Annotated in this window: 18 protein-coding genes; 9 read left to right on the top strand and 9 right to left on the bottom strand. The window is 62.7% G+C overall.

The window, feature by feature from the left end; all coding sequences use genetic code 11:
* Window positions 1-96: 96 nt before the first annotated feature.
* Window positions 97-1,125 (bottom strand): 16S rRNA (guanine(1207)-N(2))-methyltransferase RsmC, encoded by a 1,029-nt coding sequence (rsmC, locus tag ACPW75_RS23720; protein ID WP_077095205.1) that lies wholly within the window; start codon window positions 1,123-1,125, stop codon window positions 97-99.
* Between the two features lie 280 nt (window positions 1,126-1,405).
* Between rsmC and dapA the strand changes: the two genes are divergently transcribed.
* The 4 genes from dapA to ACPW75_RS23740 all read left to right on the top strand — a co-directional run bounded on the left by dapA (window position 1,406) and on the right by ACPW75_RS23740 (window position 5,777).
* Window positions 1,406-2,278 (top strand): 4-hydroxy-tetrahydrodipicolinate synthase, encoded by an 873-nt coding sequence (gene dapA / locus ACPW75_RS23725; protein ID WP_043127035.1) that lies wholly within the window; start codon window positions 1,406-1,408, stop codon window positions 2,276-2,278.
* 94 nt (window positions 2,279-2,372) lie between these two features.
* A complete protein-coding gene (locus ACPW75_RS23730; RefSeq protein ID WP_043160301.1) occupies window positions 2,373-4,013 on the top strand; it encodes a GGDEF domain-containing protein in 1,641 nt (546 codons plus the stop codon).
* Between the two features lie 4 nt (window positions 4,014-4,017).
* Window positions 4,018-5,121, top strand: coding sequence for an EAL and HDOD domain-containing protein (locus ACPW75_RS23735; RefSeq protein WP_011707509.1), 1,104 nt, complete (start codon window positions 4,018-4,020; stop codon window positions 5,119-5,121).
* A 65-nt stretch (window positions 5,122-5,186) separates the two neighbouring features.
* Window positions 5,187-5,777, top strand: coding sequence for an HAD family hydrolase (locus tag ACPW75_RS23740; RefSeq protein ID WP_016352117.1), 591 nt, complete (start codon window positions 5,187-5,189; stop codon window positions 5,775-5,777).
* Window positions 5,778-5,916: 139 nt separating this feature from the next.
* Here the strand turns inward: ACPW75_RS23740 and hfq are convergent, their stop codons facing one another.
* Window positions 5,917-6,279 carry an RNA chaperone Hfq gene (hfq, locus tag ACPW75_RS23745; RefSeq protein WP_011707507.1) on the bottom strand — a complete coding sequence of 121 codons (363 nt, stop codon included), beginning with the start codon at window positions 6,277-6,279 and terminating at the stop codon, window positions 5,917-5,919.
* Window positions 6,280-6,456: 177 nt separating this feature from the next.
* Between hfq and ACPW75_RS23750 the strand changes: the two genes are divergently transcribed.
* The 3 genes from ACPW75_RS23750 to ACPW75_RS23760 are packed head-to-tail and all read left to right on the top strand — an operon-like array spanning window position 6,457 to window position 9,945.
* On the top strand, window positions 6,457-7,737 hold the full coding sequence (locus ACPW75_RS23750; RefSeq protein WP_077095204.1) for a paraquat-inducible protein A: 1,281 nt from the start codon (window positions 6,457-6,459) through the stop codon (window positions 7,735-7,737).
* The gene (gene pqiB, locus ACPW75_RS23755) at window positions 7,730-9,376 is read left to right on the top strand and encodes an intermembrane transport protein PqiB (RefSeq protein ID WP_077095203.1); all 1,647 of its coding nucleotides are present in this window, start codon (window positions 7,730-7,732) and stop codon (window positions 9,374-9,376) included. Before ACPW75_RS23750 ends, pqiB begins: the two co-directional genes overlap by 8 nt.
* A complete protein-coding gene (locus ACPW75_RS23760) occupies window positions 9,376-9,945 on the top strand; it encodes a PqiC family protein (RefSeq protein ID WP_029304753.1) in 570 nt (189 codons plus the stop codon). Before pqiB ends, ACPW75_RS23760 begins: the two co-directional genes overlap by 1 nt.
* A gap of 84 nt (window positions 9,946-10,029) precedes the next feature.
* Here ACPW75_RS23760 and ompA read toward each other — a convergent pair whose 3' ends face one another.
* A complete protein-coding gene (ompA, locus tag ACPW75_RS23765; protein WP_077095263.1) occupies window positions 10,030-11,088 on the bottom strand; it encodes a porin OmpA in 1,059 nt (352 codons plus the stop codon).
* 233 nt (window positions 11,089-11,321) lie between these two features.
* Here ompA and ACPW75_RS23770 point away from each other — a divergent pair, with 233 nt between their 5' ends.
* Entirely contained in the window at window positions 11,322-12,056 is a 735-nt protein-coding gene (locus ACPW75_RS23770; protein WP_043160294.1) for a substrate-binding periplasmic protein, read from the top strand.
* A 58-nt stretch (window positions 12,057-12,114) separates the two neighbouring features.
* Here ACPW75_RS23770 and ACPW75_RS23775 read toward each other — a convergent pair whose 3' ends face one another.
* Window positions 12,115-13,131 carry an SGNH/GDSL hydrolase family protein gene (locus ACPW75_RS23775; RefSeq protein WP_124251899.1) on the bottom strand — a complete coding sequence of 339 codons (1,017 nt, stop codon included), beginning with the start codon at window positions 13,129-13,131 and terminating at the stop codon, window positions 12,115-12,117.
* Between the two features lie 237 nt (window positions 13,132-13,368).
* Here ACPW75_RS23775 and ACPW75_RS23780 point away from each other — a divergent pair, with 237 nt between their 5' ends.
* On the top strand, window positions 13,369-13,749 hold the full coding sequence (locus ACPW75_RS23780; protein WP_011707500.1) for a YgiW/YdeI family stress tolerance OB fold protein: 381 nt from the start codon (window positions 13,369-13,371) through the stop codon (window positions 13,747-13,749).
* Window positions 13,750-13,816: 67 nt separating this feature from the next.
* Here ACPW75_RS23780 and mltC read toward each other — a convergent pair whose 3' ends face one another.
* The 5 genes from mltC to exeA all read right to left on the bottom strand — a co-directional run bounded on the left by mltC (window position 13,817) and on the right by exeA (window position 18,877).
* Window positions 13,817-14,917, bottom strand: coding sequence for a membrane-bound lytic murein transglycosylase MltC (mltC, locus tag ACPW75_RS23785; RefSeq protein ID WP_005305423.1), 1,101 nt, complete (start codon window positions 14,915-14,917; stop codon window positions 13,817-13,819).
* Between the two features lie 93 nt (window positions 14,918-15,010).
* Window positions 15,011-15,283 (bottom strand): oxidative damage protection protein, encoded by a 273-nt coding sequence (locus ACPW75_RS23790; protein WP_005305420.1) that lies wholly within the window; start codon window positions 15,281-15,283, stop codon window positions 15,011-15,013.
* Window positions 15,284-15,291: 8 nt separating this feature from the next.
* Window positions 15,292-16,353, bottom strand: a complete 1,062-nt coding sequence (gene mutY, locus ACPW75_RS23795; RefSeq protein ID WP_077095200.1) for an A/G-specific adenine glycosylase — start codon at window positions 16,351-16,353, stop codon at window positions 15,292-15,294.
* A 197-nt stretch (window positions 16,354-16,550) separates the two neighbouring features.
* The gene (gene exeB, locus ACPW75_RS23800; RefSeq protein ID WP_077095199.1) at window positions 16,551-17,231 is read right to left on the bottom strand and encodes a GspB family T2SS assembly factor variant ExeB; all 681 of its coding nucleotides are present in this window, start codon (window positions 17,229-17,231) and stop codon (window positions 16,551-16,553) included.
* On the bottom strand, window positions 17,231-18,877 hold the full coding sequence (gene exeA, locus ACPW75_RS23805; RefSeq protein WP_179101292.1) for a type II secretion system protein ExeA: 1,647 nt from the start codon (window positions 18,875-18,877) through the stop codon (window positions 17,231-17,233). Before exeA ends, exeB begins: the two co-directional genes overlap by 1 nt.
* Window positions 18,878-18,892 lie beyond the last annotated feature (15 nt).

An 18,892-nucleotide genomic window follows, 5' to 3' on the forward strand; every position in this document is an offset into this window, starting at 1 on the left:
AAAACACCCCTAAAGGGGTGGTTTGAGGTGTGACAATTACCTTATCAGATCCCGTATGGGGCTCTCTACCTGTTTCCGGTGACTGGTTACACTTATTTACACTTTGCTCAGATAGACCTTGAATTTGGCATCGCTGCTGATCACTTCAGTCCGTTTGAAGTGCGTCTCCAGTATAGGCTGATATCGTAGGAAGGCGTTGGCAACTATCGTCAGCGAGCCCTGGGACTGCAGATGATCCGGCGCCTTGGCCAGGAAGGTCTCGGTGGCCGCGTAGAAGGTCTTGAGACCGGCGTGGAACGGCGGGTTGGAGACGATGCGGTCAAATTTCCCCTGAATGTCGGAATAGACGTCGGATGCCCGCACCTCGCCTTGCAGGCCGTTGATGGCCAGGGTGCGGCGGCTGGACTCCAGCGCCAGCGCGTTGATATCCACCATGGTGACCTTGAGTTCGGGATTGCGCTTGGCCAGTACCGAGCCAATCACCCCGGCGCCGCAACCAAAATCGAGCAGCGATCCCTGCATGGCCGGCAGGCTGGCCAGCAGCATCTGGCTACCCAGATCCAGTTCGGATGCACTGAACACGCCGGGCAGGGCCAGCACGGTCAGTTCGGTCTCGCCGACCTGGCACTGGTAGCGGCCGAACCAGCTATCCAGCTCGAACGGGGCGACCGGTTTGCTCAGCTCGCCATGATAGAGCGAGCAGCGGCGGGCCGAGTCGCGTTTGACTGGCTTGTCGCCATAGGGGGCCAGCAGCTTGTCGGCCCCATTGATGCCACCGCGGTTTTCACCGGCGAGGAACAGCTCGGCACCGGCCTCCAGCAGTGGGGTCATCATGGCCAGCAGATACTGGGCCTCGGCCTTGGCCTTGGGCATCAGCAGCAGCAGGGCATCGAAACGGGGGGCGCCGCCGAGCTGATGGTCGAATAGGATGGTATCCCCCAGCGCGGCCTGCTGGCTGCGGTAGTAGCAGTAATCCGTGGTAAAGACGGTGAGGGAGTGGGTCAGGGTCGCCAGCTGGCGCGGATAGTCATCCTCCAGCGCGCCGCACACCAGCAGCCGCTTGCCGACAAAGAGGGCTTGGTTTCGTTCCAGCATCTGGCTGACGGCACTGATCGGGCTGCTCATCGGGTCTCTCCACGCAATTTTGGGCGGCCATTATACATAGCCGCTTTCGCCTTGACATTTATGCCGTGTTCCCGAAATATGCCCAGACACCATTTTTTGAGCAGAGATGACGCAATGCGGTTCAACGGGTTGAAACGAAAGCATAAAAAAAGCCTGACATTCGGGCCTGCCGACGTTCGCGCGTAACCTCTCATCCCTGAGCAGATTCAAACCCCGGTTGCGCACATCGTACCGGGGTTTTTTATTGCCACATTCATGAGTCAACGGAGAAGGAAATTCCATGTTCAAAGGTTCAATCGTCGCCCTGATCACCCCCTTTCGACAGGGCAAGCTGGATGAAGAGGCGCTGGCGCGTCTGGTGGAGTGGCATATCGAGCAGGGTACCCACGGCATAGTGCCGGTGGGCACCACGGGCGAGAGCCCGACCCTGACCCATGACGAACACTGCCGGGTGGTGGAGCTGGTGGTCAAGCTGGTGGCGGGGCGCATTCCGGTGATCGCCGGGGCCGGCTCCAACAACCCGGTCGAGGCGATCGAGTACACCCGTCATGCCGAGCAGGCGGGAGCCGATGCCACCCTGCACGTGGCCGGTTACTACAACCGCCCCAATCAGGAGGGGCTCTACCACCACTTCAAGGCGGTGCACGACGCCACCAGCAAGCCGATCATCGTCTACAATATCCCGCCGCGCGCCATTGTCGACGTGCAGCCGGCCACCCTGGCCCGACTGGCCGAGCTGCCGCGCATTGCCGGGGTGAAAGACGCCACCGGCGATCTGGCCCGCCCCTGGACCGAACGCCAGCTGATCAAGAAGCCGTTTGCCTGGCTGTCCGGTGAAGATGCCACCGCCGTGGCCTACAACATTGGCGGCGGTCAGGGCTGCATCTCGGTGACCGCCAACGTGGCGCCCAAGCTGGTGGCCGAAGTGCAGAACCTCACGCTGGCCGGCAAGTGGCAAGCCGCGCGTGAGCTGCAAGATAAGCTGATTCCGCTCCATCAGGCGATGTTTGCCGAGCCGAGCCCCGCCGGCGCCAAGTATGCGGTCTCCCTGCTGGGCTTTTGCAGCGAGGAGTGCCGCCTGCCGGTGATGCCGCTGTCCGAGGCGACGCGCACCCGCATTCGTGACGCGATGCAGGCATTGAATCTGTTATAAAAAGTGGGCTCTGGATCGCGCTTTTGACTGGCTAGTCAATTAAAGTGCAAAGTTTGCCGATATACTCGCTTGGATACAACCAAGGATGGCAGGCATGCAGGAATGGGATCCAGAGCACTTCACCAGTTTTGAACATCTCTGTGAAGTGACGCTGGCGGCAGTCAGGGAAAAAACCGAAGCCGAACAGATCTACTTGTGGCTGCGGGCGCCCGAGTCCCAGCTATACAGCTTTCAGCTCGAACAGGGGCTGGTCTGCCTGACTGCCGACGCCCTTGCTACGCTCCAGCTGCCAATCGTTTTCATCGAACATGCCCTCGACAAGGGACAGCTGGTGGTGGAGCAGCTAGCCCACCCTCACGACATCTGGGAGACGGTTGAGCCACAGACGACACGCCTGCGCGCCTGTTTCCCGCTCAAGCGCCACAAGGGGCTGGAGGCGGTGGTCTATCTGGAGACCCGCCGCCGCCTCGATCGCCTCTCCCGTCGCCAGCAACAGAGCATTCAGCTGCTGATGCACTATCTTGCCGCCGAGCTGGAGAGCCGGTTGCTCGCCAGCCAGATCGATCTGGAGCGGGATCAACGACGCCATACCCAGGCCGACCTCATCCGAAGCCAGGCGCTGCAAGGCTCCTTCCTCAGCATGTTGCAGGCGCTGCATCAGGTGGGGGTTCAACTCTCCCGCTGCGACAGCGAGCATCAACTGCTGCGCGAGGCCGTGGTGCTGGCCCGCCAGGAGCTTCAGTTCGATCGCATCGCCATTTTCCTGGTCGACGCCGAGTTCAAGACCATGCACGGCACCTGGGGTACCAACGAGGCGGGCGAGCTGATCGACGAACATCACTTCATCAGCCCCATTCCCGATCACCCCACGGTGCAGGAGGCGCTGCGCCGCAAGGATTATGTGCTGGTGCTGGAGGATGCGCCGCTCTACTACGAAAAGCAGGAGGTGGGGCGCGGCTGGAACGCCATGGTGTCGTTGTGGGACGGCGCCACCCCGATCGGCTGGATTGCGGCCGACAACCTGCTGTGGCGCCGACCGCTCAAGGCCTATCAGAGCGAGATCTTCAAGCAGTATGCGGCCATGCTCTCCCAGTTGCTGATCCGCCAGCGTACCCAGGAGGCGCTTGAGCGTTTCAATCGTGAACTGGAGCAGCGGGTCAGCGAGCGCACCATGCAGCTGGCGGAGACCAACCGGGCGCTGGAGGAGGCCAACAAGCGCCTGTCGCTGCTGTCGCTGGAGGACCCGCTGACCGGCATCGCCAACCGCCGCCACTGGGATCTCACCATGCAGCGGGAGTGGGAGTGGGCGCGCCGCCATCAGAATCTGCTGGCGGTGCTGATGATCGATGTGGATGAGTTCAAGTCCTACAACGATCACTTCGGTCATGCCAAGGGAGACCAATGTCTGCAACAGGTGGCCGGTCTGCTGCAGGAAGCGGAGCGGCGGCGCACCAACCTGGTGGCCCGTTACGGCGGCGAGGAGTTCGTGATCCTGTTGTGCGGTCCGCAACCCGGCGAGGCGGAACGATTGGCGGAGCAGATTCACCAGGGGCTCAGCGAATTAAAGATCCCGCATCCGGCCTCCCGAGTTGCTGATTTCATTACGGTTAGCATAGGCTTTAGCTATCTGGTTCCCTCGCTGGATGGAACATGGCAGAGCTTGACCGAACAGGCTGATCAGGCGCTCTATCATGCCAAATCGCAGGGGAGGGCGTGTACGCTAGCCTATCGGTGAGCCCATGTTGTTACGTCGCTATCCCATCTTCAACCGCCGCCTCGCCCTCGTCGCCTATGGCATCGACTACCAGCTTGCCGACCCGTCCGAATGGACGCTGCTGGCGGCCCAGTGCCGGTTGCTGGCACAGGGGCGGCAATACCTGCTGCCCTTCACCCACGAGCAGCTCGATGAACTGCGCCCCCTGCTGTTTGATCAGGACACCATACCGCTGGTCGAGGCTTCCGCCGATCGGCTGCCCGCCTCCTTCCCCGTGCTGGAGCAGTGGCGCGACTACCGGCGCCGGTTGGCGGTGCACGGTGCCCAGCGCGAGCCGCGCTGGTTCAACGCCTCCCGGCTGCTGGTGTTCTGGATGGGCGAAGAGGGGATCCGCCAGCCGACCGAGCACAAGCGGATGGCGCTCGACATCGAGACCTGGGGAGACTTCCTGCCGCTCAAGGAGGCGGGGGTCGACTTCTTCGCCGGCGGTTTTCTCGCCCGCCCCGAGCTGGTCAACCAGCGCGCCGCCCAGCCAGACATGAAGCTGGTGCAGGAGATATTGCAGCTGATCTGCCGCGAGGAGTTCTCCTTCGCCCGGGTGGCTACCCTGCTGGAGCAGGATGCCTGGTTGCCGGGGCAGCTGCTGAGCTATGTCAACGCTCCCGGTTTCGATCACGCCAGCCCTATCGTCTCGGTCACCCGGGCGCTTTCCTATCTGGGGGAGCAGGAGATCCGCAAGTTTGTGCTCATCTACGGGCTGGCCAGGGTCAGCCAGCACATGCCGGAGGCCTGCACCCGCATGGCCATCGCTCGCGGCCGCTTCTGCGAGCTGATAGCACTGAATGCGCTCGGCAAGGCGGCTGCCAGCTGGGCCTTTCTGGTGGGGTTGGTACTGGATGGCTCGCTGCTCTCCGAGCAGCTCAAGGCCCACCTGCCCAAGGACGTGAGGCGGGCGCTGGAGTCTCGCGAGGGGCCGCTCTTTCACCTGTTCCAGCTGGTGAAGAGCTATGAACAGGGGGATTGGCCCTTGCTGGCCCAGCTGGCGCCCACTTATCAGCTGGAGCCTGCCAGACTGACGCCCATCTATTTTCAGGCACAAATGTGGGGGCAAGCGTTTCTCGCCACCTAGGCCGTGGCGAGCGGGGATGGCTCTGGCTAGAATGGGGGCCCTTTGTTCAGAGACAGACTCCGCACATGACCCTATCCGGATTTCAAGGCCTGGTATTTGACCTCGACGGCACCCTGGTGGACTCCATGCCGCTGCACCTCGCCGCTTGGGCGCACACGGCCCGCGAATTTGGCTTTCACTTCGATGCCGACTGGTTCTATGAGCTGGGCGGCATGCCGAGCCGCAAAATCGCCCTGCTGGTGGCCGAGCAGCAACAGATCGCCCTGGATCCGCTTATCGTGACCCGCTGCAAGACCGAACACTACGTGGCCAACCTGCACAAGGCGACCGTCTTCCCGGCCATGCTGGAACTGGTTGAGCGCTACCATGGCCGCATCCCGATGGGGATCGGCACCGGTTCGCCCCGCATCAATGCCGAGGCCGTGCTGCGCAACACCGGGCTGGATCGCTACTTCCCCGTGGTGGTGACTGCCGACGATGTGGAGCTGCACAAACCCCATCCCGATACGTTTCTGCTGGTCGCTCGTCGGCTGGGGGTCGAGCCGGCAGGCTGTCTGGTATTCGAGGATACGGGGATCGGCGTGCAGGCCGGTCAGGCTGCGGGGATGCAGACCTGCATGGTCAGGGATGGCAGACCGGTCGACTTGCAGTATTGAAGGGAAGAGAGAGAAAACGGATGGATCCACTCGGAGGAAGAGTGGAGTCCATTCTCATACGGGACAGACATGATACATGAGAATGGACTCGGTCACCCTTTGACGCAGCAATGGCGTCTGGGTGACTCAGGCAAGTGCATTACTGCTCGCTGCTACCGCCGCCCTGGTTGTCGTCATAACGACCGGGCGCACCGTGGGGGCGCGGCGCCATGGAGACGCGGGGCTTGCGGGCACGCTGGATGCTGACCTGCGGCCGGCCGGAGTGCATGGCGATGGTGGAAATCTTGGCCTTGTAGACCAGCTGCTGGTTGCCGTGGGCATCGGTCAACAGCACGCTGTACTGGTCGAAACCGCTGATGGTCCCCTCCAGCTTGATGCCGCTCACCAGGAAGATGGCGACCTGACTGCGATTCTTGCGCAACCAGTTGAGGGCAGAATCTTGCCCGTTCCCGAGGGAGAAGGCTTGCTCAATCGTGGAGTAGCTTGGGGATTCAGTTGTCATAAATTATTGTCCCGCGGAAAAAAAGTGGCGTTTGATTGTGCTAAATGGTCACTAGCTTGTCAAAGTCATTCTCACACCTGACCCGGATGGTGCAACGACAGGGCTGGTCGACGCGGGCCGCTGCTGTAATAATTGGCGGCTCTGGCCCCGTGGCGGGCCTCATGCTGGGGTTTCATCTTGCATCCGGTTTCACACCAACACCAACCCACCTATACCCATGACGCCACCGCGTGCGAAGAGTGCGACCTGCTGGTGCCGGCCACCACGCTGGCCGTGGGGGAGGCGAGCAGTTGCCCGCGTTGCGGTCACACCCTGAGCCGCCATCTGCCGGAGCAGGAGCGCAGGCCCATCGCCTACGGCTTTGCGGCCATCATCATGTTCGTGCTCTCCAACTCCTTTACCTTCATGTCCTTCTCCGCCAAGGGGGTGGGGCAGGAGATGACCTTTTTGCAGTGCATCACCACCCTGGTGGATCAGGGCTACCTGTTTCTCGGGGCCGTGCTGAGCCTGACCCTGATCGGCCTGCCGCTGGTCTATATCGGTTCCATCATGCTGGTGCTGTGGCGGGTCGACAAGGATCTGCACAGCAACGCCCTGCGCTCCCTCGGCCGGCTGCTGTGCCGGATCAAGCCCTGGCTGATGGTGGACGTCTTCCTCATCGGGGTGCTCATCTCGCTGGTCAAGCTGATGGGAATGGCCGACATCAAGATGGGCCTGTCGTTCTGGGCCTTCGTCGGCTACACGGTACTGCTGATCAAGATGATCTCGTCGCTGGACCGGATGTGGCTGTGGCAACGATTGTTCGGGCCGAGCGAGCTGCACGGGCTGACGGTGGAGGATGACGAGGCCAGCGCCATGGCCTCCGGGCTGGTGGGCTGCCACATCTGCGGCGCCCTGAGCGAGGTCGGTGCCGACAGTTGCAAACGGTGCGGCGATCATCTGCACAGCCGTAAACCGGGTGGGCTGAACCGGACCTGGGCGCTGCTCTTCACCTCGGTGATCCTCTACATCCCGGCCAACCTCTATCCCATCATGGATACCGTCTTCCTCGGGGATGACAGTCCCTCCACCATTCTGGGCGGGGTGGTGCTGCTGTGGGCCATGGGCTCCTATCCGATTGCCGCGGTGATTTTTTTCGCCAGCGTGGTGGTGCCGCTGGTGAAGATCCTGGCGCTGCTGTGGCTCTGCTACATGGTGCAGCGCGGCCATGGGACATCGCCCCTTGGCAAGCTCAAGCTTTATCGCATGACTGAATTCGTGGGACGCTGGTCGATGATCGACGTCTTCGTGGTGGCCATCCTGGCGGGCCTGATCCGGCTCGACAACCTGATGACCATCTATCCGGGCCCTGCGGCCGTCGCTTTTGCGGGTGTGGTGCTGATCACCATGGTGGCAGCCATGAGCTTCGATTCCCGCCTGATCTGGGATTTACAACAAGGAGAACGCGAACGTGAGTGAGCGTAAGAAAAGGTGGAAACCCGGCTCTGATTTTCTGAGCTCGGCCGCCGCTATCTGGATGGTGCCGCTGCTGGCGCTGTTCATCGGGATCTGGATGCTGTTCCAGCACTGGTATTCACAAGGTCCCAGCTTCACCCTGACGGTGGCGACGGCCGAAGGCATAGTGGCGGGCAAGACGGTGATCCGCTCCCGCGAGGTGGAAGTGGGCCGCATCGAGGCGGTGGAGCTCAGCGAGGACTACAGCCATGCGGTGCTCAAGGCCCGTTTGACCAATGCCGCCGCCGGCATGCTCAAGAAGGACAGCCAGTTCTGGGTGATCAAGCCCAGGGTCGGTCGGGAGGGGGTCTCTGGCCTCGGCACCCTGCTCTCCGGTGCCTATATCGAACTGGCGCCCGGCAAGAAGGGCAAGGCGCGCGATGAGTACGCCATGCTGGACAAGCCGCCACTGGCCTCGCAGGACGCCAAGGGGCTGCGATTATCGCTGAGCAGCCGCGACACCCGGGCGCTCGGGGTCGGCTCGCCCATCAACTATCAGGGCTTCACCATAGGCCAGGTGGAAGAGGCGAAGTTCCTGCCCGAGAAGAGCGAGATGCAGTACCAGATCTTCATCAACGCCCCCTATGACGTGCTGGTGAGCAGCAACTCCCGCTTCTGGATGACCCCGGGTTTCGAAGTCTCCATGAGCAGCGAGGGGATGAAGGTGAAGATGGATTCGCTGGAGAGCCTGCTGGACGGCGGCATCACCATGGGGCTGCCGCCCGGCTGGGCCCCCGGCGAGCCGGTCAAGCAGATGGACGACTTCACCCTGTTCCAGGATCAGGCCAGCGTACTGGCCGGTAGCCTGGATCAGTTCATCGACTACGTGTTCCTGTTCGAGGACAGCGTCGGCGGCCTGCACCCGGGCGCGGCGGTGGAGTATCGCGGCATCCGGGTCGGCACCGTCATCTCGGCCCCCTATCTCATCGACGAGAAAGGGGTGCAGATGTTCCAGAGCCGGCAGATCCCGGTACTGGCGCGGATCGAGGTACAACGTCTCTCCCACCGCTATGCCAATGCGGAGAAGGAGCAGTGGCGGGCACTGTTCGGCCGGCAGTTCAAGGAGGGGTTGCGGGCGACGCTCAAGACCTCCAGCCTGCTGACCGGGGGCAAGGTGGTGGATCTGAACTTCTATCCGGATGCGCCCAAGTTCCAGCCCACCAAGCTGGCGGGCTATCAGGTGTTCCCGACCGTGCAGGCCGGGCTGGATCAGATTGAGCGCAAGGTGAACCAGATCCTAGACAAGTTCGTCGACATGGACACCGCCAAGACGCTGAACCAGGTCAACCACACCCTGGTGACCCTGGAGCAGACCCTGAAGAACGTCAGCGCGGTGAGCGCCAACCTGGACAAGTTCACCGGTCAGAGTGCGACCCAGCAGTTGCCGGCGTCCCTCAACGACAGCCTGAAGCAGTTGCAGAGCACGCTGCAGGAGTATGACGCCAACTCCCAGACCAACCAGGATCTGCGGCAGTCGGTGCAGTCGCTCAACCAGCTGATGCGCGAGTTGCAGCCGCTGGTGCATTCGCTCAACGAGCAGCCGAGCTCGTTGATTTTCGATCGGGCTCGTCCCCGTGATCCCGAGCCCAAGCGAGGTCAATGATGAAAAAACAGATGATGGCGCTGGCCTTGCTGGGCCTGCTGGCGGGTTGCAGTTCTGCGCCGACGCAACTGCACTACTACTCCCTCGACGCCGAGGCGCAGCAAGCGGCCGCGGTGGTGGCTCAGCCGCAGCACCAGCTGGTGCTCAAGCCGGTGTCCCTTTCCGGCCAGCTGGATCGGATGAGCCTGGTCTATCAGCTGGAGGGCAAGGAGCTGCACTTCGCCGAGTATCATCGCTGGGCGGGGTCGTTGGATGCCCAGCTCGATCAGCTGACCCTGAATGGCCTCTCCAGCCGCTTGCCGGGTTGGGTGGTGCGGCAGGACGGTGCCCGCAAGGGGCCGGTGTTGACCATTTCGGTGGAGCGCTTCCAGGGGCGCCACGACGGTCGCGCCGTATTGAGCGGCCGCTGGCGCCTGCTGACCGAAGAGGGCACGGTACTGCGTGACGTCCCCTTCCAGCAGGTGCGGGTGTTGCCGGCCGATGGCTACGGCACTCTGGTGAGCGAGCTGGGAGCTGGCTGGCAGCAACTGCTCGATCAGATTGCGGCAGAGGTGCGCAAGAGCGCCTGACGCTGTGCCTATGCACGACCCAAAATGGAACGGGAGGCCTTGGCCTCCCGTTTTTTATTTGTGGCCGTCAGCCACGCTTGAGGATCACTGCTGAACTTCCGAGATCCCTTCGACCTTGACCTCAACCCGGCGATCCGGGGCCAGGCAGACGATCAGCTCTTTCTTGGACTTGCTGGTGCAGCTGTCGCCGGTGACCGGATTGCCCTTGCCGCGACCTTCCACGTTGACCTTGCCTGCCGGCAGGCCCTTGCCGACCAGATAGTCTGCGACGGTCCGGGCGCGCTGCTCGGAGAGCTTCTGGTTGTAGGCATCGGAGCCGATGCGGTCGGTATAGCCGATCACGGTGGCGACGCCATCCTTGGGTCTGGCCTGCTCAATCTGGCTGTAGAGGTTATCCAGCGCCTGGCCGGCGGCCGGCTTGAGGGTGGCCTTGTTGAAGTCGAACAGCACGTCCGAGCTCAGGGTGAACTGCTTGTCGACCACTACCGGCTCGGGCGCCGGGGCCGGCACCGGCGCGGCCACCACGGGGGCTACTTGGCCGAAGCGATAGACCACGCCGACCGCCAGCAGGCCGTTGTCGAGTTCGGCCCCGGTCTTGTCGAGCGCCTTGTCACCGAGCGGGGTGGTGTACTGGTATTCGAGACGGGCAGCCCAGTCGCGGTTGAAGGCGTATTCGGCGCCCAGCGCACCGACGAAGGCGGCGCCGTTGTCATTGTCCAGCTGCTTGCTGTCGGTCCAGGCGTAGGCGCCACCGAGGCGGGTATAGAGATCCAGGCTTTCGCTGACCGGCAGGCCGATCTTCATGGTGAGCTGAGCCAGCTGGGCTTTGATCTCGTCCCGGCTGATGTCGGTGGGGATCAGCTTGTCGGTCGCCGTGTACTTGTATTTGCCGAGCCAGTCATAACCGAGCTCGACGCCGAGGTTCTGGTTGATTTGATAGCCGAGGAAGGCGCCGGCGCCGACGTCATTCTTGTCCTCTTCGCTGATGGCGTAGTTGTCCTTGATGTCCTGGTTGTGATCGACGCCATAGAAGTTGGACCAACCCAGCTTGGCACCGCCATACCAGGTATTGTCTTGTCCGGCTGCCTGGGCGTTGGCCGCAAGCAAGCCTGAAACCAGCAAGGTAATCAGTGTTTTATTCATGTTGAGCCTCTGCAATTTCATATTGTCGGGGGGAGGTTGATAGGGTCGCCTCTCCTTATGGGTCGGGGCTTATAGCACAGCCACAACAGATTAAGGGTAGTCGCTTTAAGCAGGTTCTCAACCAACTGATATAAAACATAATGTGATTACCATTGCCGCAATTTGCCGCGGGAGTTTGCGCTCTGGCGAGGGAGCGCAATAGTTAACCGAGGCGGATTTGCTGCGAGGTGGACATGAACATCAGATGGATAGGGCTGTGCTGGGCATTGTGGCTGGCGCCGGGCTGGGCGGCCGAGACCCTGCAGGTGGTGACCGAGGACTATGCACCCTACAACTATCTGGAGGAGGCCGACGTCAAAGGGCTCGGCACCGAGGTGGTGGAGGCCATGCTGGAGCAGGCTGGCTTCGAATATACGCTGGACATCTACCCCTGGGCGCGGGCCATCTCGCTGGCGCGCAGCCGCCCCAACGTGCTCATCTACAGCATCAGTCGCTTCCCCGAGCGCGAGGCACAGTTCCAGTGGATCGGGGCGATAGCGCAGATCAATTTTCACGTCTTCGCCCTGGCCAAGCGGGACGACATCAAGCCGTTCAGCCAGCTGTCGCAGGCACGGGCCTGGTCCATCGGTACGGTGCGCAACGACGCGCTGGAGCAGTACCTGATCGGTCGCAAGTTCTCCAACCTGCAACGCAACAACAACCACGAGGCCAACATGCTCAAACTGCTGATGGGGCGCATCGATCTCTGGCCGGTATCGCAGGAGACGGCCAACTACTACGTACGCCAGGCGGGCTATGGGCCTGAGACCCTCAAGATAGTGCACGACATCGAGGATTTTACCGGGGGCGATCTGTACGTGGCGGCGAGTCTGAAGACGCCGCCCGAGGTGATCAAGCGACTGCAGGAGGCGCTGGCCACCATCAAGCAGAACGGCATCTACGACGGCATCGTCAAGCGCTACCGCTGAGGGGGGGCCCGCCGGGGCCGCACAACAAAAAGGGCCGACTGTCGTCGGCCCTTTTTCATCAGTGGGCGAGGAACTCGTATTGAGCCTCGATGAAGGCACCAGCCCGCTCGCTCAGGGCGGCGTGCACGACGGTGGTGGGGTGCACCTGATCCCAGAACATCTTGCCTTCGCAGTCGAGGGTGCTGGCGCTGCGCCGCACCATGGGGCTGGCAACGGCCTGGGCCAGCAGCGGGTTGCCGGCGATGGCGAGCCGCTCCTGCGGGTTGAAGGCGGAGAGGCTGCTGTCGCTGGCGACGCTGGCTGCACTGCGGGAGGCAAACGGCTTCCATACATAGCCGCCGCCGTAGCAGGCGTTCTCGGTGTCGCTCAGACCGAAGTTCTGCGGTTCGCGCAGCATCTCGGCGAACTGCTTGTCGATCTCGAACAGCTTGACGATGCCGGTGGGGGCCAGCTGGCGTGCCAGGTTCAGCAGCAGCTGGTTGTGGTAGGCGGAGACATGGCTGGCCGCCTCGACCACCTTCTGGCTGCGGGCGGAGGGGTTTTGGCCCAGATCCGGCAGGTTGAACAACAGAATCTGCTTGGCGCCGTTCAAGACCATGCGGTTGGCTGCATCGCTGATGGCGTCGCGCACCCGCTTGGCATCCTGTTCGGTGTTCCAGCCATAGGCCAGGTAATCGTTGGCGCCGACCCAGAGGATCACCAGATCATCGGGCTTGAAGCTGTCCTTTTGCAGGAACTGGGTCACCTCGTAATCCAGGTTGTTGATGACCTGATACTTGGGATTCCAGGAGATCTTGTTGTAGGCCACCGCGGTGGCGCCCCCTTCCGCCTCGTTGGCGATGGTCAGCCCCGGGAACTGCCGGGTCAGCTGCTCCAGCCAGACCGGCCCGTTGGAGAAGCGGCCCTGATAGTAGGGGGGGCTGGAGGGGAGGTAACCGCGCATCTTGCTGTACATCTTGCCGGTATCGGAGAGGCTGTCGCCAAACATCACGATCCGGGAGAAGGCGGGGCGACTGTCGGCTGCCTGAACTGTCAGCGCGAAGAGTCCCAATAAACACACAAACCATTTCTTCATCTTGTTGTTCTCATTGGTTGGAAGCAGGTGGTGCCTGCAGACTGTTCCTCGATAGGCAAAGGTGCTGGGAAGCTGTTTTGCCATCTTGCAGGGTATCTAGCCGAATTTAATTTCGCAGTATGCGATATGGATTAAATCGATTACGGTCACACCGCTGTCCCCCAGATGGGGAGGCTTCACGTTTGTTTCACGCACCGGCCGGCACACTGCTCCCGTACCCAATGACAGGAGCATGAAATGAACAAGGCAAGCGTAATCGGTCTGTTGACCCTGATGTCCATCTCTTCTTTCGCCATGGCGGCCTATACCGGCCCGCAGGAGCAGAACAAGGTGTCCGTCGCGCAGTTGAAGGATCTGGCCGATGACAGCTGGGCCACCCTGGAAGGGAAGCTGGTCAAGCACCTGGGCGGCGAGAACTACATGTTCCGCGACGCCAGTGGCGAGGTGGAAGTGGAAGTGGATCAGGATGTGTGGCGCGGCACCGAGGTGGGCCCGGACGATCTGATCCGCATCCGTGGCGAGGTGGACCACAGCTGGAACAAGACCGAAGTGGAGGTGGAGAGCCTGGAGAAGGTGGGCGCCGCCCCGCAGAGCAAGGGCGGTTTCATCGCCAAGTAAGGCCTGAACCCCTACGCCAGACGTAACAAGGGCGCCTCCATGAGGCGCCCTTTTGCTGTTGGTCTGCTTAGCCGGTGCGGGCCAGCGTGCGCTTGAAGCCCTTCTCGGCCTGATTGACCTTGTAGAGATAGCGTCTGGCTTCCGCCTTGGGGTGCTGCTCGGTCAGGATCTGGTACACCGCCTCGGGCGAGAGCTGGTTGATCATGCCGGGCGCCGCCTTGCGGTCGCTGGAGAAGGTATTGAGCACCCCGCCGGCGCCGCCGTTGTAGGCGGAGATGACGGCGTAGCGGCGCGAGCGCGGATCCTGGATATCCACCAGATAGACAGTCTGCAGCAGGTGCAGGTAGGCGGTCCCGACGTCGATGTTGTAGGCCGGGTTGAACAGGTCCTCCCGGGTCGGCTGGCCGCTCTTGCCTTTGACCCGCACGTAGACGTCCCGTCCGGCGGTGGCCGGGATCACCTGCATCAGGCCGTAGGCGTTGGCATGGCTGACCGCATAGGGGTTGAAGCTGCTCTCGGTCTTGATCACCGCGTAGATCAGGCTCTCCGCCACCCCGTACTTGCGGGAGGCTTCCCGGATCAGGCTGGCGTACTTGTAGCCCCGTCGATCCTCGTGGTTGGCCACCATGGGGATGTCGACGAAGAAGATGGTGCGAATGCCCAGGGTGCGCTTCTTCATCGCCGTGTTGAGCAGGTAGTCGGCATAGCGCTCGGCGCGCCAGTCGAAGCGGATCGGCTGGCCCTGGTTGTCCAGCACCTGGCCGTAAAGGAAAGGCTCGCCGCCGGGCAGGATCTCGGCGTCGGAGTAAAGATCCACTTCCGCCGGATCGTCCGGGGTAAGCAGGGTCTCGATGATGGCGCGGCGCAGGTGGGAGCGCGGGTCGATGCCGGAGACGGTCTCGACCATGATGTGGCCGCTGGAGAAGTCGATGTGGGCCCGGCTCTTGTACTGATCCGTGTATTTGACGTAGTCAAACTTGCCCGCAAACAGCGCCTCACGCCCCCATATCTCGTTCACGTTGTGGGAGAGCGCGCTGATCATGTGTTCGAAACCGCGGATGTCCTTGCCGTTGACGAGATCGTCATCCTCGTTGCCATTGGGCTTGGGGGAGGATGAGCAGGCAGAGAGAAACAGCAGGGTGCACAGCAGCCAGAAAATTCGGCCCATAGAGTCCTCAAACTGGGCGGCGGGCCGCCCGTCACTTCCGTCGTTGCCGTGAGTCGACGGGGCCGGCCTGCGCAGGCCAGCCCCGTTCACGGATTATTTGCTGGGCGGGGTATAACCGTCGATGGCCACTTCACCCGCTTCGAACAGGTAGTTCACCATCTCTTTCTCCAGCAGCTGGCGATGCTCGAGGTTCATCATGTTCAACTTCTTCTCGTTGATCAGCATCACCTGCTTCTTCTGCCACTCGGTCCAGGCTTCCTTGCTGATGTTGTCAAAAATGCGCTTGCCGAGTTCACCGGGGTAGAGCTGGAAATCGAGACCCGGGCCCTCTTTTTTCAGGCGCTGGCAAAATACGGTACGGCTCATGTTGACCTCTATGGTTGTAAGTCCGGATAGGCGAGCAGACGGGCCGTGGCGGCTGCCAGACCCACCTCTGCAGGATGGCGTAAGTTATACCAGAGTCGGTTATCCGCTTCCATGAGCAGGGGGGCCGGCGGTGCGTCGGTTTCGAGCAGCATGGGCCGGATATCGAGGTGAAAGTGGCTGAAAGTATGGCGAAAACCGGCCAGTTCACGGGGTTCGCTGCCGGTCAGGCCGAGCTGCTGCAACAGCCCTGCCACTTCGGCGTCCGACTCCACCTGGGGGAAGCAGTAGAGCCCGCCCCAGATCCCTTGCGGTGGCCGCTTCTCCAGTAGCAGCTGATCGCCGTGGCGGATGAGCAGCATGATGCCGGTACGGGCCGGGATGCTCTTCTTGGGCTTGCTGTTGGGGTAGGCGGTGGGGTTGCCCTGCGACAGCCCCTGGCAATCCTCCCGCACCGGGCAGCGCTCGCAAGCGGGCTTGCTGCGGGTGCAGACGGTGGCCCCCATGTCCATCATGGCCTGGTTGTAGTGGGCCACCCCGAGCTTGGGGGTGAGGCGGGTGGCCAGCTCCCACAGATCGTTCTCTACCTGCTTCTGGCCGGGCCAGCCGGGCAGGGCCAGCCAGCGGGTGAGTACCCGCTTCACATTGCCATCCAGAATGGCGTGGGGCTGGCCAAGGGAGAGGGAGAGCACGGCGCCCGCGGTGGAGCGGCCGATCCCCGGCAGCGCCATCACCTCCTCCAGCCGCTCCGGGAAGAGGCCGTCATGGAGGTCGCGGATCTGCTGGGCCGCCTTGTGCAGGTTGCGGGCGCGGGCGTAATAGCCGAGCCCGGTCCAGTGGTGCAGCACCTCGTCGATGGGGGCGTCGGCCAGCGCCAGCACGTCGGGAAAGCGGGCCATGAAGCGCTGATAGTAGGGAATAACCGTAGCGACCTGGGTCTGCTGCAGCATGATTTCCGAGACCCAGACTCGGTAGGGGGTCTTCTCCTGTTGCCAGGGCAGGGTCTTGCGGCCGTGGAGCTGATACCAGTCCAGGATCCTGGTGGCGAAGGTCGCGTTATCTGAGTTGTTCACATTATGCTCATGTTATTGATTTAAAACTAAATTGACTAACGTGTAGCGGTCTTGGCGCTGATACCAGTGCAACGCCCGGTTGGCGAAGGTGGTGTTGTTCGGATTGCTCACGTTGTTCTCATGTTATTGATTAAAAAGGGGAGCTCTCAGGCTCCCTCTTGAAATGGTGGCCAGTCTCGGGCTGGCAGGGGCGCGCTTCAGCCGCGCCAGTCCTGCAGCGCCTTGAGGCTGACGTTCTGGCCGCCCACCTGCAGGATGATGTAATCCTGGGCGATGGCGAGCAGGGTGACGCCGGGGGCGACCTCGCTGCCTTCCCGGTAGGTGCGCCCGTTCAGGGTCACGGCCCGGTTGGCCGGGTTGGAGGAGAAGACGTGGGCGCCGTAGGCCAGCGGTGGCACCTGCTGGCGGAGCGCCTGCGGCAGGGCGCTGAGCGGCGTGGCCTGCAGCTCTTCCGGCACCTGTGGTGGCGCGCTCTGCTGCAACGGGGTGCTGTTGAGGGCATTGAGAATGCGCTCGGCCAGCCCCTGGCTGCTGTCGGCGGGTGCCGGTGCGGGCTGGGCATCGGTTTTGGGGATGACCACGGGTTCGGGCGGCGGCGGTGGCAGCGGACGGGTGATCATCGGCTTGGGCTCGACTCGCACGAAGGGCGGCGTCACCACCTCCTTCACCTCCACCGTCTTCTCGATGGGGCGGTTGTTGAGCAGGTGCCAGCCGTAGTTGGCGGCGGCCCCCATCACCAGCGCCAGCGGGGCCAGCAGCCACCAGATCCAGCGCCTGGGTTGTTCCTCTTCCTGGCTGACCGGCAGCCCCATCGCCGGGATGTGCGGGGTGAACTGGGGCTGGTCGGCCCGCCGCAGCGCCTTGAGCAGGGTGGACATCAGGAAGCCTCCTCCGACAGTGTGTTGATGGCATCGTCATCCTCGGCCGGGTCCAGCCTGGCTGGCTTGCTGGCCCGCTGGGCAGGGTCTTCCAGCTTCGGCATGGGTTCGCCAGCCATCACGTTGAGACGCAGCAGGGTGTTGCTGCCGGCGATGCCGTCCGGGTTCAGCCCCTGGGCACGCTGGAACTGCTGCAGCTTGGTCTTGAGCTCGGCATCGAAGCGGCGGACCTTGCGATCCGGCTGCTGCAGGGCCCGGCTGAGGGCGTTGTCGAGCCACTGCACCTGGCTGGGGCCGGCGTTGTTGCCGATCAGGGTGACACCCCCCTTGGGCATGCGCCACAGCAGGGTGTAGCTGCCACCCCAGTAATCGCTCAGCCACTGTCTGTCCACCTGCCAGCTCTGGTTGCCGATGAGCAGGTTGGCCTTGTCGGGGCCGAGGTTGACCAGGGTGGCGTAATAGGTACCGCCGGTCTCGTCGGTCAGGCTGACAAGGGCGGGATACTGCAGGGCCTGCAGATCGGCCAGAGAAGCCTCGCCCTCCTGGCAGCGTAGGCCGGCGCGCGGCGCGTTGTCGCAGGTCGCCTCTTCCAGCTCGGTCTGGTAGCCCCACACCTTGTAGAGATTCTGCATGGCGCTGTCCGGTTCCAGCGCCTGATTGATGGCGCGGGTCAGCTGCTCCTGCTGCTCCGGGGTGTCGTCCACCTTGACCGGCACCTCCACCGTGACCACCGGGCGGGTCGGGAAGAAACCGAAGAACTGCCAGCCCCACCAGCCGGTGGCCACCAGCAAGGCGCCGACCAGTGCCACCATCAAGCCGGACTGCCAGGTGCCCTCGTCACGGATGCCGCTCACCTCGAAGGCCGCCAGGCTGATGTCACCGTGGACTATCTTGTGGCTGCCGCGGGCGAAGGCGGCGATCAGGGCGCGGTCGCAGATGAGGTTGATGAGGCGCGGGATGCCGCCGGAGAGGCGGTGCAGGGTCTGGATAGCTTTGGGGGTGAAGATGGGTTGCACGCAACCGGCCACCTGCAGGCGAAAGCGGACATAGGCGTCCACGTCCTGGCAAGAGAGCGGCAGCAGGTGGTAGCGGGCGGTGATGCGCTGGGCCAGCTGGCGCAGCAGGGGCTGGCGCAGCATCTGCTGCAGCTCGGGCTGGCCGATGAGCACTACCTGCAGCAGCTTCTTCTCGTCGGTCTCCAGGTTGGTGAGCAGGCGCAGCTGTTCCAGCACGCCGGGCAGCAGGTGCTGGGCTTCGTCCACCAGCACCACGCTGCGCTTGCCCGCAGCCAGATTGGCCAACAGGTGATCGCGAATGAGGTCGAACAGCTGCTTGAGGCCGGCCTCCTGGCCATAGGCCAGCTGGAACTCGTCGCAGATGGCCGCCAGCAGATCTCGTTCGGTCAGGGATGGATTGAGGATGTAGGCGATCTCGGTCTCGGCCGGCAACTGCTGCAACAGGCAGCGGGAGACGGTGGTCTTGCCGGTGCCCACTTCCCCGGTCAGCAGCACGAAGCCGCCCCCATCCTGCAACCCGTAGTTGAGGTGGGCGAGGGCTTCCCCGTGGCGTTCACTCATGTAGAGGTATTTGGGATTGGGCGAGATGGAGAACGGGTGCTCCGACAGACCGAAGAACTGTGTGTACATAAGGATCCATTCCGT

Origin of the sequence: Aeromonas sp. FL131 (genome assembly GCF_049860615.1) — a bacterium.
In the GTDB taxonomy this organism is placed as follows: Bacteria; Pseudomonadota; Gammaproteobacteria; order Enterobacterales; family Aeromonadaceae; genus Aeromonas; species Aeromonas hydrophila.

Bases quoted from the DNA above. Each gene is read 5' to 3' on its own strand.
- mltC (WP_005305423.1), bottom strand. From the start codon at position 14,917: ATGGGCCGAATTTTCTGGCTGCTGTGCACCCTGCTGTTTCTCTCTGCC.
- ACPW75_RS23735 (WP_011707509.1), top strand. From the start codon at position 4,018: ATGTTGTTACGTCGCTATCCCATCTTCAACCGCCGCCTCGCCCTCGTC.
- exeA (WP_179101292.1), bottom strand. From the start codon at position 18,877: ATGTACACACAGTTCTTCGGTCTGTCGGAGCACCCGTTCTCCATCTCG.
- dapA (WP_043127035.1), top strand. From the start codon at position 1,406: ATGTTCAAAGGTTCAATCGTCGCCCTGATCACCCCCTTTCGACAGGGC.
- ACPW75_RS23770 (WP_043160294.1), top strand. From the start codon at position 11,322: ATGAACATCAGATGGATAGGGCTGTGCTGGGCATTGTGGCTGGCGCCG.
- exeB (WP_077095199.1), bottom strand. From the start codon at position 17,231: ATGTCCACCCTGCTCAAGGCGCTGCGGCGGGCCGACCAGCCCCAGTTC.
- hfq (WP_011707507.1), bottom strand. From the start codon at position 6,279: ATGACAACTGAATCCCCAAGCTACTCCACGATTGAGCAAGCCTTCTCC.
- ACPW75_RS23740 (WP_016352117.1), top strand. From the start codon at position 5,187: ATGACCCTATCCGGATTTCAAGGCCTGGTATTTGACCTCGACGGCACC.
- ACPW75_RS23730 (WP_043160301.1), top strand. From the start codon at position 2,373: ATGCAGGAATGGGATCCAGAGCACTTCACCAGTTTTGAACATCTCTGT.
- ACPW75_RS23780 (WP_011707500.1), top strand. From the start codon at position 13,369: ATGAACAAGGCAAGCGTAATCGGTCTGTTGACCCTGATGTCCATCTCT.
- ACPW75_RS23775 (WP_124251899.1), bottom strand. From the start codon at position 13,131: ATGAAGAAATGGTTTGTGTGTTTATTGGGACTCTTCGCGCTGACAGTT.
- ACPW75_RS23790 (WP_005305420.1), bottom strand. From the start codon at position 15,283: ATGAGCCGTACCGTATTTTGCCAGCGCCTGAAAAAAGAGGGCCCGGGT.
- ompA (WP_077095263.1), bottom strand. From the start codon at position 11,088: ATGAATAAAACACTGATTACCTTGCTGGTTTCAGGCTTGCTTGCGGCC.
- ACPW75_RS23760 (WP_029304753.1), top strand. From the start codon at position 9,376: ATGAAAAAACAGATGATGGCGCTGGCCTTGCTGGGCCTGCTGGCGGGT.
- rsmC (WP_077095205.1), bottom strand. From the start codon at position 1,125: ATGAGCAGCCCGATCAGTGCCGTCAGCCAGATGCTGGAACGAAACCAA.